Genomic DNA, 13,452 nt, shown 5'->3' with positions numbered 1-13,452 from the left:
GCGCGCATTGCATACGGCTAGCGCACCCATGGGACACGACCACAACCACGCCCCCACCGAGATCCGTCACGAAGCACCGTTGTGGTGGGCGCTCGGCCTGACAGCCACGTTCCTGGTGGCCGAAGTCATTGGCGCGTTCGTGTCCAACAGCCTGGCCTTGCTGTCGGATGCCGCGCACATGGCTACCGACACGCTCGGTCTGATGATCGCGTTGCTGGCGGTGCGCCTGAGCCGCCGCCCGGCGGATGCGCGCCGCACGTACGGCTATGTGCGACTCGAGGCCTTGGGTGCCCTGGTCAACGGCGCGCTGCTGTTTGGCGTGGGCGGCTACATCCTGTGGGAGGCCGCGCAACGCTTCCGCGCGCCGCAGGACATTTCCTCCAACGGCATGCTGCTGATCGCCGGGCTGGGCCTGGTGATCAACCTGATCGCGATGAAGTTGCTGCACGCCGGCAGCGGTGAAAGCCTCAACGTCAAGGGCGCCTATCTGGAAGTCTGGAGCGACATGCTCGGCTCGGTGGCGGTGATCATCGGCGCGCTGCTCATCCGCTGGACCGGCTGGCACTGGATCGACCCGGTGCTGGCCGTACTGATCGGCCTGTGGGTGCTGCCACGCACCTGGGTGCTGCTGCGCGAAGCGATCAACGTCCTGCTCGAAGGCGTGCCCAAGGGCATCGACCTGGCCCAGGTCCGCGATGCCCTGACCAGCTACCCCGGCGTCGACGACGTGCACGACCTCCACGTCTGGGCGCTGGCCTCCAGCACCCCGGCACTCACCGCACACGTGGTGGTGGGCGAGTCCACCGACCGCGACCGCCTGCGCGACGCACTGGGCACGCTGCTGCACGACCGCTTCGACATCGCCCACGTCACCTTGCAGGTGGAAAGCGGCGACTGTGGCACCGACCCCTGCGGCTCCCCGGCCAGCGCCCCGCAGCACGGGCATGCTGCGCATGCAGGGCATGACGCCGGACACCAGCATGGGCACTCGCATGGGCATGGTGGTCATCACCAGCACTGAGGCATTGCAATACTCGAAGTCGGTGCGTGGGCTCTGCCGTAACGCTTGAAGCGTTCCCGGATTTCTGCATTGAACTCGCATCGCTGCATGCAGGTGTCGCAGCGGCGTCTCCGCCGATGGAGAGTGCAAACAAAAAAAAGCCGCCATGGGCGGCTTTTTTGTGTATCAGACCCTGTCGATCAGATCAGCCCCGCCTCACGCCACCGCCTCACGCAACACCGGCGAGTCCCAGCCCGGGCGAGGTGCGAAGCGTTCGCCGTAGCGTGCATGCAGCGCCTGCAGACGTTCCAGCAGGGCGTCGGCGCCGACACTGCGGATGTGCTGGATCGGGCCGCCACGGAAGGGGGCGAAGCCGGTGCCGAAGATGACGCCGGCATCGAGCAGGTCCGCGTCGGCCACCACGCCGTCGTGCAGGCACGCTACCGCTTCGTTGAGCAGCGGCAGGATCAGCCGGTCTTCCAGGTCGGCCGGCACCGCATAGCCGCTGGCCACCTCGGGTTTGACTGCACGCCCGTTTTCCCACTTGTACAGGCCCTGGCCGTCCTTCTTGCCGCGCTTGCCTGGCTCTACGGTCGCCAGTGCGGCCGGGATCGGCAGGTGCAGGAACGGCGCCAGCTCCGCGCCGACGCCGGCGGCCACATCCAGACCCACGGTGTCGATCAGTTCGATCGGCCCCATCGGCATGCCGAACTTGACCGCGGTCTTGTCCAGCACCGGGCCGGGAATGCCTTCGGCATAGGCGGTGGCCGCTTCAAGCAGGTAGGGGAATAGCACGCGGTTGACCAGGAACCCCGGCGTGCCGGCCACCGGTACCGGAAACTTGTCCAGCGCCTTGCAGAACGCCGCCAGGCGCGCCACGTTGGCTGGGTCCAGACCATCGTGCTGCACGATTTCCACCAGCGGCATCATGGCTACCGGGTTGAAGTAGTGCAGGCCGGCGAACTGGGCCGGATGCAGCAGGTGGCCGCGCAGTTCGGTGAGCGGGATCGACGACGTATTGGTGGTGAGCACCGCGTCGGGCTTGAGCTGTGGCTCGATCGACTGATACAGCTCGCGCTTGGCCTGCGGGTTCTCGATGATCGCCTCGATCACCAGATCGGCTTGCGCCACGCCTGTGCCGGACAGGTCGCCGCGCAGGCGCGCCGCCACCGCCGGCCGCTTGCTTTCGTCCTTGACGCGCTTGGCGAACAGTTCGCCGCCACGGCCCAGTGCCGTATCGATGAAGCGCTGCTCGCGGTCCTGCAGCGTGACCTCGAAGCCCTTGTAAGCCGCCCACGCGGCGATGTCGCCGCCCATCACGCCGGCGCCGATCACATGCACTTGGCGAATCGGCGGCAGCGCGGCGGCGCCCGCCTCCTTGCCACCGAGTGCCTTCAGGCGTTCGGTGAGGAAGAAGATGCGGATCAGGTTGCGCGCAGCCGGGGTACTGGCGAGCTTGACCACAGCCTTGCGTTCGGCCGCAAGGCGCGCCTGGATACCGCTGCCACCGGCCCGTTCCCAGACGTTGATCAAGGCATAGGGCGCCGGGTAATGCTCCTTGCGCGCCTTGCGTGCGACCTGCTTGCGCATCTGCGGCGCCAGCAGCTTGCGGGCGAGCAAGGTATTGGTGGCCCACGCGGTGGCGCGCTGTTTGAGCGGCCGCGTGGTGCCGGCGAGTGCCAGCGCAGCGGCCACATCGACCAGCACGGCAGGCGCCGCGACCTTGTCCACCAGGCCCATCGCACGCGCGGCCTTGGCCGAGACAGTGCGCCCGGTCAGCATCAGATCCATCGCCGCCGGCGCACCGATCAGGCGTGGCAAGCGGGCGCTGCCGCCCCAGCCGGGAAAGATGCCGAGCTTGGTTTCCGGCAGGCCGATGCGCGTGCTGCCGTCATCGGAGGCCACGCGGTAGCGACACGCCAACGCAATCTCGGTACCGCCGCCCATGCAGAAGCCATGGATCGCCGCCACCGTGGGGCAGGGCAGCTCGGCCAGTTTCTGGAAGACCTGCTGGCCGCGATGGATCGCATCGTTGACCGTGCCCTTGCGATCGAATTCCTGGAATTCCTTCAGGTCGGCGCCGGCGATGAAGCCGTTGGCCTTGCCCGAGCGCAGCACCACGCCCTTGGGTGGCTCCAGCGCCAGCCGCTCGACCAGTGCGCCCAGTTCGAGCAGCACCTCCTGCGAAAATGCGTTGACCGGTGCGCCCTGGCGATCAAGGCTGAGCACGACCACGCCGTCCTCGCGCAGGTCGGCCTGCCAATGGCTGAATCGGAGCCCGTCGAAACCTGGAAGCATGCGTCTGGCCGTCCGGCAATAGAAGGAAAGGCCGTTATCATCCAGAGGTTGTTTCCTTCACGTCAAATACCCATCCCTGTCGACAGGACGGCATGCGCCTGGTTCCGGGCATCGCCAGCGGCGCATCGGTGCCGCTACCCTGATGCGTGACGGTCGTACGGATCGGTATGAACTTTTCCTTTCAATGGCGGTCTCATTGCCCGACTTCGGTGGGCTGACAGGAGTGCGGCCCCACATGGCCGAAGTCGATACACCTCAGGAGCTGGACCTGGAACTGGTCCGGCGTGTGCAGCGCGGCGAAAGCGCGGCGTTCGATGTGCTGGTGCGCAAATACCAGCATCGTATCGTCGCGTTGATCGGGCGCTACATCGCCGACTGGAGCGAATGCCAGGACGTGGCCCAGGACACCTTTGTGCGCGCGTACCGCGCGATCAACAGTTTCCGCGGCGACTCCCAGTTCTATACATGGCTGCACCGCATTGCCGTCAACACCGCCAAGAACCATCTGGTGGCGCACAACCGCCGGCCGCCTACCGACGACATCGAGATCAGCGATGCCGAGCAGTTCGACGGGGCGACCCGGTTGCGCGACACCGACACCCCGGAGCGCGAATTGATGCGACAGGAGCTGGAACAAACGGTGATGCGTGCGGTCCAAGCGTTACCGGAAGAACTGCGGTCGGCCATCACCCTGCGCGAGGTGGAAGGGCTGAGTTACGAGGAAATCGCGCGAAAGATGGATTGCCCGATCGGAACGGTGCGCTCACGCATCTTCCGGGCGCGCGAGGCCATCGACATCGAGCTGCGGCCTCTGCTGGAGACCGAAAGCGCTACCCGTGAGCGACACCGTGTATGAGCCATAACCCCGCCATGTCCACCACCGACAAGTTCGAACTTCACTATCGCCAGCAGCTGTCTGCGCTGGTCGACGGAGAATTGAGCGCAGACGAGTCGCGCTTCCTGTTGCGCCGTCTAGCCCACGACGAAGAGCTGGCCGGCTGCCACGAGCGCTGGCAGCTGTGCGGCGACGTGCTGCGCGGTGCGGCCAGTGCGCCGGCACCGCTGGATTTTGCGGCGCGTGTGCGCACAGCCATTGCCGACGAACCCGCTCCCCGGCCGCAGCAGGCTGCCCGCCCGGCGGCGCGCTGGCGCTGGGGTGGTGGTGCGGCGATTGCGGCATCGGTTGCGGCCATCGCCCTGTTCATGGCGCGCGAGCGCCTGCCGGAGACGGCGCCGCCGGCATCCCGTGTGCCGGTATACGCCACCACCGCGCAGCTGCCCGCCGCCGCCACGCCCCCGGCCTTGCCAAAGGCGCCGGCAACCCCGGACCCGGCTGGCCCGGGCGACGGCGGCGCGCTGGTTGCGGCGGTGCCGGCGGCGGCGTTGGCGTCGACCCGGCGCGGCGCTGCCACCCGCAATCAGCAGGTCGCCCGTAGTGCGGCTGCGCGCCAGCAGCAGGCGCCGACCCGCATGGTGGCAGCGGCCCCGGCGGTCGCGGCCCCGGCGGCGTCATCCAATCCGTTTACGCATCCGGACACCACGCTGCAGGCCCGTCCGTGGCCGCGCGCGGCGCTGTCCGGCGCCGGCGACAGCCCCCTCAACGCCAGTTTCAGCCAGAGCCGCCAGGGCCCGGCGTTCTATCCGTTCGAACCTGCGCCGCAGGCGACGGGTCACCCGGCGCCGAACCGGCCCCTGCCGGCACCGCTTCCGCAAGACTGATCCGGCGGCCGCTCTTCATCCTGTCGGCTCGCGTCCTTCCGTTATCTTGCCGGGCCCGCGTCATCACGCGGGTTCCGGCCCCTGTCGCCCTGCCATCGGAGGCAACTCGATGAACCACCGCATCCGCACCCAGATGTTCGGCCTGATCGCTATGACCTTGCCGCTGGCCGCCTGTGCCCAGCAGACGGCGCCCGCGCCGGCCGCCAAGGCCAGTGCGCCGATCGCCGCCAACCGCAGCACCACGCCGGCGCCGCAGCTGGTCGCCGGCCTGCCGGATTTCACCAACTTGGTCGAACAGGTCGGCCCAGGCGTTGTCAATATCGAAACCACCATCACCCGCAAGGACGCGATGGCACGGCAGCAGCGCAGCGGCCCGGGCGGTCGCGGCGGCGGCGCGATGCCCGACGATGAGATGCCGGAGTTCTTCAAGCGTTTCTTCGGCCCGGATTTCCAGATGCCCGGTGGCCCGCGTCAGGGGCCGGGGCAGGGTGGTGGCGATGACGATGGCGGTATCGCTGGCAAGTCGATGGGCTCGGGCTTCATCATTTCTGCCGACGGCTATGTACTGACCAATCACCACGTGGTCGATGGCGCCAGCGAGGTCACCGTCAAGCTGACCGACCGCCGCGAGTTCAAGGCCAAGGTGGTCGGCAGCGACGAGCAGTTCGACGTGGCGCTGCTCAAGATCGAGGCCAAGGGCCTGCCGACGGTGCGCCTGGGCGATTCCAACACGCTCAAGCCGGGCCAGTGGGTGGTGGCGATCGGCTCGCCATTCGGCCTGGACCACTCGGTCACCGCCGGCATCGTCAGCGCCACCGGGCGCAGCAACCCGTACGCCGATCAGCGCTATGTGCCCTTCATCCAGACCGACGTGGCGATCAACCAGGGCAACTCCGGCGGCCCGTTGCTCAACACCCGCGGCGAGGTGGTCGGTATCAACTCGCAGATCTTCTCGGCCTCGGGTGGCTACATGGGGATCAGCTTCGCGATCCCGATCGACCTGGCCTTCAGTGCGGCCGAGCAGATCAAGGCCACTGGCCGCGTGAGCCGCGGCATGCTGGGCGTGGCGGTCGGCCCGATCGATTCGCTCAAGGCGCAGGGACTCGGGTTGCCGGATACGCGCGGCGCGCTGGTCAACGACATTCCGGCAGGGAGTCCGGCCGCGAAGGCCGGGATCGAGGTGGGCGATGTGATCCGCTCGGTCAATGGCAAGCCGATCGAGGCCGCCAGCGATCTGCCGCCGATGATCGGCCTGATGGCGCCGGGTACCAAGGTGGCGCTCGATGTGCTGCGCGACGGCAAGCCGCGCCAGGTCACCGTCACCCTGGCCCCGTTGCAGGATGGCAGCGACAGTGCCGCACCGCGCTCCGCCGCCGAGGACGCCAAGCCGGAGGCCCCGGCCAGCGTGGCCTTGCTGGGCCTGCAGGTGGCTGATCTCACCGCCGCCGAACGCAACCGCCTGGGCCTGGACGCCGGCGAGGGCGTGCGGATTGCGGCAGTCACCGGTGCCGCAGCGCGCAGCACCCAGCCGCCGCTGTCGCCGGGACTGGTCATCGCGCGTGTCGGCCGCACCAAGGTCGGCAGCGTCGCCGAGCTCAATCGCGCCCTGTCCAGCTACAAGAAGGGCGACGTGGTCATGCTGCTGGTCACCGACGGCAAGGCGACGAGCTACGTGGCCTTGAAGGCCGGCGGCTAACGGAGGGAATGGAGAATCGGGAATCGGGAATCGACAAGGGCGGGTCTGCGAGGCGATAGCTCGCCTGGCTTTCCGATTCCCCACTCCCGATTCCCAATTCCCGGCCCCAAGGGGGTCGAGCATGCGATAATGCTGCGTTACCCTGACGACGGCTGCGCCGGCGCCCACCTCAATGTCCTCTGATTCAATGCGGAATATCCGCAACTTCTCCATCATTGCCCACGTCGACCACGGCAAATCCACCCTGGCCGACCGGATCATCCAGCTGTGCGGCGGCCTGCAGGCGCGCGAGATGGAGGCCCAGGTGCTCGACTCCAACCCGATCGAGCGCGAACGCGGCATCACCATCAAGGCGCAGTCGGTGTCCTTGCCGTACACGGCAAAGGACGGGCAGACCTACCACCTGAACTTCATCGACACCCCCGGGCATGTGGACTTCTCCTATGAAGTCAGCCGCTCGCTGGCCGCCTGCGAAGGCGCGCTGCTGGTGGTGGATGCCGCGCAGGGCGTGGAAGCGCAGTCGGTGGCCAACTGCTATACCGCGGTGGAGCAGGGGCTGGAAGTGGTGCCGGTGCTCAACAAGATCGACCTGCCTACCGCCGATGTCGACCGCGCCAAGGCCGAGATCGAAGCGGTGATCGGCATCGACGCCGAAGACGCCGTGGCGGTCAGCGCCAAGACCGGCCTGAACATCGATCTGGTGCTGGAAGCGATCGTGCATCGCATCCCGCCGCCCAAGCCGCGCGATACCGACAAGCTGCAGGCGCTGATCATCGATTCCTGGTTCGACAACTACCTGGGCGTGGTCTCGCTGGTGCGCGTGATGCAGGGCGAGATCAAGCCGGGCAGCAAGATCCTGGTGATGTCCACCGGCCGCACCCATCTGGTCGACAAGGTCGGCGTGTTCACGCCCAAGCGCAAGGAACTGGCCGCACTGGGCGCCGGTGAAGTGGGTTGGATCAATGCCTCGATCAAGGACGTGCACGGCGCGCCGGTCGGCGACACCCTGACCCTGGCGGCCGATCCGGCACCGCATGCGCTGCCCGGTTTCCAGGAAATGCAGCCGCGCGTGTTCGCCGGCCTGTTCCCGGTCGACGCCGAGGATTACCCGGACCTACGCGAAGCGCTGGACAAGCTGCGCCTGAACGATGCGGCGCTGCGCTTCGAACCGGAAAGCTCCGAGGCGATGGGCTTTGGCTTCCGCTGCGGCTTCCTGGGCATGCTGCACATGGAAATCGTGCAGGAACGCCTGGAGCGCGAGTACAACCTGGACCTGATCAGCACCGCGCCAACCGTGGTGTATGAAGTGCTCAAGACCGATGGCTCGATCATCAACATGGACAACCCGGCCAAGCTGCCGCAGTTGAACCTGGTGGAGGAAATCCGCGAGCCGATCATCCGCGCCAACGTGCTCACTCCCGAGGAGTACATCGGCAACATCATCAAGCTGTGCGAAGAAAAGCGCGGCACCCAGATCGGCATCAATTACCTGGGCAGCCAGGTGCAGATCAGCTACGAGCTGCCGATGGCCGAGGTGGTGCTGGATTTCTTCGACAAGCTCAAGTCGGTCAGCCGTGGCTACGCGTCGCTGGATTACCACTTCGTGCGGTTCGATGCCGGCCCGTTCGTGCGCGTGGACGTGCTGATCAATGGCGACAAGGTCGATGCGTTGTCACTGATCGTGCACCGCAGCCATGCCGACCGGCGCGGCCGCGAGCTGTGCGAAAAGATGAAGGATCTGATTCCGCGGCAGATGTTCGACGTCGCCATCCAGGCCGCCGTCGGCTCGCAGATCATCTCGCGCTCCACCGTCAAGGCGATGCGCAAGAACGTGTTGGCCAAGTGCTATGGTGGCGACGTTTCGCGCAAGAAAAAGCTGCTGGAAAAGCAGAAAGAAGGCAAGAAGCGCATGAAGCAGGTCGGCCGCGTGGAGATTCCGCAGGAGGCCTTCCTGGCTGTCTTGCAGATGGATAAGTAGCTGGGAATGGTGAATCGGGAATCGGGAATCGTGAGAGCGCGAGTGCTCCTGCTGTTCCGATTCCCCATTCTCGATTCTCGATTCCCTTTCCGAAAGGAACACCAATGAAATGGTTTGAAATCATCCTGGTTGTGCTGACGCTGGGCTCCGGCTTCATCTGGCTGCTGGACAAGCTGTTCCTGGCCAAGCGCCGCGCGGCACGCGCCGGGCTGCTGGACAGCGAGCCGGCGATCATCGATTACTCGCGCGCCTTCTTCCCGGTGCTGGCGGTGGTGTTGATCCTGCGCAGCTTCGTGGCCGAGCCGTACAAGATTCCGTCCAGCTCGATGATGCCCAACCTGCTGATCGGCGATTTCATCCTGGTCAACAAGTTTGCCTACGGCTTCCGTCTGCCGATCACCAATACCAAGTTCATCCCGACCGGCGAGCCCAAGCGTGGCGACGTGGTGGTGTTCAAGCCGCCGCATGCGCCGGACCAGAACTGGATCAAGCGCGTGGTCGGCCTGCCGGGCGACAAGATCGGCTTCCACGGCGATACGCTGTACATCAACGACAAGCCGATGCGCTATACGGTCAAGGGCGAGTACATCGGCAAGGGCAAGGGGTCCGAGATGACCGGCACCACGCTGCTGGTGGAAGACCTGCCGGGCCGCACGCATACCGTGCTGGAGTGGGTGGACCGCAACATGCCGGCCGGCCAGGGCGACTGGACGGTGCCGGCAGACAGCTATTTCGTGATGGGGGACAATCGCGACAACAGCGAAGACAGCCGGTTCTGGACCCAGACGCATTTCCTGCCGGAAGCCAATCTGCGCGGTAAGGCGTTTTTGATCTGGCTCAATTGCGAAGGGTGGTTCTGCAAGGGGAGTTTCGATCCATCGCGGATCGGGACTGGAATCCAGTAAATGCACGCACGGCGTGCCGGGGGAAGCACAATGAAGCGCAAGCAAAGCGGTATGACGTTGACGTCGTTCGTGGTGGTGCTGGCGGTGGTCGGGTTCGGCCTGTACATCGGGATGAAGCTGTTTCCGATGTACCAGGAGTATTACTCGGTACGCACGGCGATGAAGGGTCTGGCCAAGGAGCCGGGCAGTGCCAACATGGACCCGTCCAAGCTGCAGGATCTGTTCTTTCGTCGCCTGTACATCAACTACTCGGAAAACGTCAAAAAGGAAGACGTCAAGTTCGAGCGTGTGGATGGCGGCTGGCGCATGAAGGTCAATTACGAAGTGCGTCGCGAGCTGATCGGCAATCTGGACATTGTCGGCAAGTTCGATACCTCGCAGGACATGACCGGACGTGGTGGCGAATAGAACCTTCCAGCGCGGTGATCCAATCGGCCATGCATTCGCCGATCCGGGTCTGCTCACCCAGGCGCTGCGCCATCGCAGTGCCGGGACGCCGCATAACGAGCGCCTGGAATTTCTCGGCGACGGCATCGTCAACCTGCTGATCGCCGAGGCGCTGTATCAGCGCTGGCCCAAGGCCGACGAAGGCGCATTGACGCGCGCGCGCGCCGAACTGGTGCGCGAAGGCGCCCTGGCCGTGATCGGGCGCACCCTGAATCTTGGCGAGCGGCTGACGCTTGGACCTGGCGAATTGAAGTCCGGCGGCCATCGCCGCGATTCGATCCTGGCCGACGCGGTCGAAGCGGTCGTGGCGGCCATCTATCTGGACTGCGGGTTCGAGCGTTGCCGCGCGGTGGTGCTACCCTGGTTCGAATCATCGCTGGCGGCATTGCCGGTGGGCAAGGCAGAAAAAGACCCCAAGACCCGGTTGCAGGAATGGCTGCAGGCGCGGCAGCTGCCGCTGCCTAATTACGCGCTGATCAGCGAAACCGGCGACGAGCACGCCAAACAGTTCCATGTCGCCTGCATCCTGGAGCAGCCGATTGCCCGTGCCGAAGGCCAGGGCACGTCGCGCCGTCTTGCCGAACAACAGGCGGCGGCTACCGTCATCGCACAACTGGATTCAAACACGTGAGCGAACCCTCTTCCCACCGTAGCGGCAGCGTTGCCGTGATCGGCCGGCCCAATGTCGGCAAATCCACCCTGACCAATGCCCTGGTGGGCGCCAAGGTCAGCATCGTCTCCAATCGCCCGCAGACCACGCGGCACCGCCTGCTCGGGATTGCCACCTTCCCGGAGGGGCAGCTGGTGCTGGTCGACACGCCCGGATTGCACCGTGAGCAGAAGCGCGCGATGAACCGGGTGATGAACCGTGCCGCACGCGGCTCGCTCGAAGGCGTGGATGCCGCGGTGCTGGTGATCGAGGCCGGGCGGTGGGACGAGGAAGACACCCTGGCGTTCCGCGTGCTCAGCGATGCCGACGTGCCGGTCGTGCTGGTGGTCAACAAGGTCGACCGGCTCAAGGACAAGACCGCGCTTTTCCCGTTCCTGGCGCAGGTCAGCGAGGGCCGCACGTTTGCCGCAGTGCACCCGGTCTCCGCGCTCAAGCGCAAGGGCCTGGAAGCGCTGGTGAGCGACCTGCTCAAGCTGGTGCCCGAAGCCGAGGCGATGTTCGGCGAAGACGAAATCACCGACCGCAGCCAGCGCTTCCTGGCCGGTGAACTGGTGCGCGAGCAGCTGATGCGTCAGTTGGGCGAAGAATTGCCGTACGCCACCACCGTGGAAATCGAGCGCTTTGCCGAAGACGGCGCGCTGCTGCGCATCGGTGCGGTGATCTGGGTCGAGCGCGAAGGCCAGAAGGCGATCGTGATCGGCAAGGGCGGTACCCGCCTGAAGGAAATCGGCGGCAAGGCGCGTTTGCAGATGGAGCGCCTGTTCGGTGCCAAGGTGTTCCTGGAAACCTGGGTGCGCGTGCGCGAAGGCTGGTCGGATGACGAGGCGGCGCTGAAGGCGTTCGGCTACGAATGAGGCCGGGAAGGCCGGGACCCGGGACCGGGGACTCGTGAAAAGCTGGGCCATGCAGTTGGTCGGCATACTGCCGGGAAGACGTTTTTTCGCATTTTTCAGATTCGCGTGCTGCGCTGACGGCATTGGCTCGGCCCCCGATCGCCGCGCCGCGTTGCAGGTCGACGGCCGATCCGGCGCTTTTCCCGGGTCCCCGGTCCCGGGTCCCCAGTCCCGGCTTTCCCTCCCATGCTGATCGAACACGAGCACGGCTTCGTGCTGCATGTGCGTGCCTGGCGCGAGACCAGCCTGCTGGTGGAAGTGCTGACCGAGCAGCACGGGCGGGTCGGGTTGCTGGCGCGTGGCGTGCAGGGGCCGCGCAAGCAGGCGCTGCGCGCGGCGCTGCAGCCGCTGCAGCTGATCCAGTTCACCGCCGTGCAGCGCGGCGAACTTGCGCAACTGCGCCAGGCCGAGGCACTGGACACCGCGCCCCGTTTGGTCGGCGAGGCCATGTTGGCCGGCTTCTATATCAGCGAGCTGCTGCTGCGGCTTGCGCCGCGCAACGATGCGGTCCCCGAGCTCTACGCGTGCTATGCGCAGGCACGCGCGCATCTGGCGGCCGGGCTGCCGCTGGCCTGGGGACTGCGCCAGTTCGAACGTGATGTGCTGGACGGGCTGGGGTTCGGCTTCGATCTGCAGCACGACAGCGAAGGGCAACCGATCGACCCGGCGGCGCGCTATCGACTCGATCCCCAGGAAGGCGCCATGCGCGTGCTGAGCGAGCGCCTGGCACAGGATCGGCGCGAGACCGTGACCGGTGCGGCCCTGCTGGCGCTGGGCGAAGATACCCTGCCGGCGTCGGAGGATATGCCCGGCCTGCGGCGCAGCATGCGCAGCGTGCTGCTGCATCATCTGAACGGACCTGGGCTCAAATCCTGGGAAATGCTCGAGGATCTGGCGCGACGCCGCTGATCGGGGCAGGGTGGGCATCGATGCACGATCTGGCCCGGCGGGGCCCCGCCATCGCGCCGCGCTGCATCTCCGATGTCGACCAGGCCAACGTCGCACTCCAGGCCCGCGCGCTGGAGTGCTCGCCACAAACGCAGGCGCAACTCAGTGCAGTAACGCCGCCACCGCCGCGTGGAACTGGGTCTGTGCGGCCCGCGATTGCGGGTCGCCGCGCAGCAGCCGCACCGCTCCGGCAAGCCGGGCGGCCCCGACGAAGCCGCAACTGGCCTGCAGCCGATGCAGGTGATTACGCAGCGCCTGCTCATCGCTGACGTTCAACGCCGAGGTCACCGCATCCCGCGTGCCCGGCAGCTCCGCCAGGAACAATTCGCGCAAGGCGTTGAGATGATGCTGCTGCCCGTTGAGGGCGCTCAGTGCCGCGGCCTCGTCCCAGTCGCTGGCCGCGATGTCCACCACGCCGACCGGCGCCACGCTGTAGCGGCCGCGCGCCAGGCCGCGGCGCACCGCCTGCAACAGGCGTTCGGTGCTCAACGGCTTGACCAGCATTTCCAGAAATCCATCGGACTGCAGGCCGCGCTGCATCGCCATGTTGCCGTCGGCGGTGTGCGCCAGCGCGGGGACGTCCGGATGCAGCAGGCGCAGCGCCCGCAGCAGCCCGCTTCCGGTGCCATCGGGAAGATTGACGTCGATCAGCCACAGGTCGTGGCGATGGCCGCGCGCGCGATCCAGCGCCGAGGACAATGAATCAGCGCAATCCACCTGGGCCGGAAGGCCCTCCAGCGCAGCCTGCAGGAAGCCACGGCTGATCGGGTCGTCTTCCACCAACAAGAGTCGTGGATGGGGTTCCTGACGTGTCGCCATATTCATGCTGCCTCCTTGTCAGCGATGCCGCGTCCTGTGCTGCCGCGCGCACATGCAGTTTGCCTGTGTTTGCGGGGCG

The 13,452-nt window shown here is 66.4% G+C and carries 12 protein-coding genes; 10 read left to right on the top strand and 2 right to left on the bottom strand.

Annotated features, from left to right (window positions below; all coding sequences use genetic code 11):
* The first annotated feature begins 28 nt into the window (after nucleotides 1-28).
* Nucleotides 29-1,021, top strand: coding sequence for a cation diffusion facilitator family transporter (locus tag XnspCFBP7698_RS10010; protein ID WP_123137398.1), 993 nt, complete (start codon nucleotides 29-31; stop codon nucleotides 1,019-1,021).
* 195 nt (nucleotides 1,022-1,216) lie between these two features.
* Here the strand turns inward: XnspCFBP7698_RS10010 and XnspCFBP7698_RS10005 are convergent, their stop codons facing one another.
* Nucleotides 1,217-3,298 (bottom strand): 3-hydroxyacyl-CoA dehydrogenase NAD-binding domain-containing protein, encoded by a 2,082-nt coding sequence (locus tag XnspCFBP7698_RS10005; RefSeq protein WP_123137397.1) that lies wholly within the window; start codon nucleotides 3,296-3,298, stop codon nucleotides 1,217-1,219.
* 235 nt (nucleotides 3,299-3,533) lie between these two features.
* Here XnspCFBP7698_RS10005 and rpoE point away from each other — a divergent pair, with 235 nt between their 5' ends.
* From rpoE to recO, 9 genes are all read left to right on the top strand, one after another.
* Nucleotides 3,534-4,154, top strand: a complete 621-nt coding sequence (rpoE, locus tag XnspCFBP7698_RS10000) for an RNA polymerase sigma factor RpoE (RefSeq protein WP_039406677.1) — start codon at nucleotides 3,534-3,536, stop codon at nucleotides 4,152-4,154.
* Nucleotides 4,151-5,017, top strand: a complete 867-nt coding sequence (locus XnspCFBP7698_RS09995; RefSeq protein WP_123137396.1) for a sigma-E factor negative regulatory protein — start codon at nucleotides 4,151-4,153, stop codon at nucleotides 5,015-5,017. The genes rpoE and XnspCFBP7698_RS09995 overlap by 4 nt, the downstream gene beginning before the upstream one ends.
* A 109-nt stretch (nucleotides 5,018-5,126) precedes the next feature.
* On the top strand, nucleotides 5,127-6,713 hold the full coding sequence (locus XnspCFBP7698_RS09990; RefSeq protein ID WP_123137395.1) for a DegQ family serine endoprotease: 1,587 nt from the start codon (nucleotides 5,127-5,129) through the stop codon (nucleotides 6,711-6,713).
* 187 nt (nucleotides 6,714-6,900) lie between these two features.
* Nucleotides 6,901-8,691, top strand: coding sequence for a translation elongation factor 4 (gene lepA, locus XnspCFBP7698_RS09985; RefSeq protein ID WP_047694313.1), 1,791 nt, complete (start codon nucleotides 6,901-6,903; stop codon nucleotides 8,689-8,691).
* Between the two features lie 104 nt (nucleotides 8,692-8,795).
* Complete coding sequence (gene lepB / locus XnspCFBP7698_RS09980; RefSeq protein ID WP_047694315.1) at nucleotides 8,796-9,596, top strand: signal peptidase I; 801 nt, start codon at nucleotides 8,796-8,798, stop codon at nucleotides 9,594-9,596.
* Nucleotides 9,597-10,004 (top strand): DUF4845 domain-containing protein, encoded by a 408-nt coding sequence (locus tag XnspCFBP7698_RS09975; RefSeq protein ID WP_081419377.1) that lies wholly within the window; start codon nucleotides 9,597-9,599, stop codon nucleotides 10,002-10,004.
* Nucleotides 9,994-10,674 (top strand): ribonuclease III, encoded by a 681-nt coding sequence (gene rnc, locus XnspCFBP7698_RS09970; protein ID WP_123137475.1) that lies wholly within the window; start codon nucleotides 9,994-9,996, stop codon nucleotides 10,672-10,674. Before XnspCFBP7698_RS09975 ends, rnc begins: the two co-directional genes overlap by 11 nt.
* Nucleotides 10,671-11,567 (top strand): GTPase Era, encoded by an 897-nt coding sequence (era, locus tag XnspCFBP7698_RS09965; protein ID WP_047694318.1) that lies wholly within the window; start codon nucleotides 10,671-10,673, stop codon nucleotides 11,565-11,567. The genes rnc and era overlap by 4 nt, the downstream gene beginning before the upstream one ends.
* Before the next feature lie 225 nt (nucleotides 11,568-11,792).
* A complete protein-coding gene (recO, locus tag XnspCFBP7698_RS09960; protein WP_123137394.1) occupies nucleotides 11,793-12,515 on the top strand; it encodes a DNA repair protein RecO in 723 nt (240 codons plus the stop codon).
* Nucleotides 12,516-12,656: 141 nt separating this feature from the next.
* Here recO and XnspCFBP7698_RS09955 read toward each other — a convergent pair whose 3' ends face one another.
* On the bottom strand, nucleotides 12,657-13,379 hold the full coding sequence (locus XnspCFBP7698_RS09955; RefSeq protein ID WP_039406654.1) for a response regulator: 723 nt from the start codon (nucleotides 13,377-13,379) through the stop codon (nucleotides 12,657-12,659).
* Nucleotides 13,380-13,452: the final 73 nt, after the last annotated feature.

Source organism: Xanthomonas sp. CFBP 7698 (assembly GCF_003600855.1).
In the GTDB taxonomy this organism is placed as follows: Bacteria; Pseudomonadota; Gammaproteobacteria; order Xanthomonadales; family Xanthomonadaceae; genus Xanthomonas; species Xanthomonas cannabis.
This window is presented reverse-complemented; position numbering and strand designations above follow the sequence as displayed.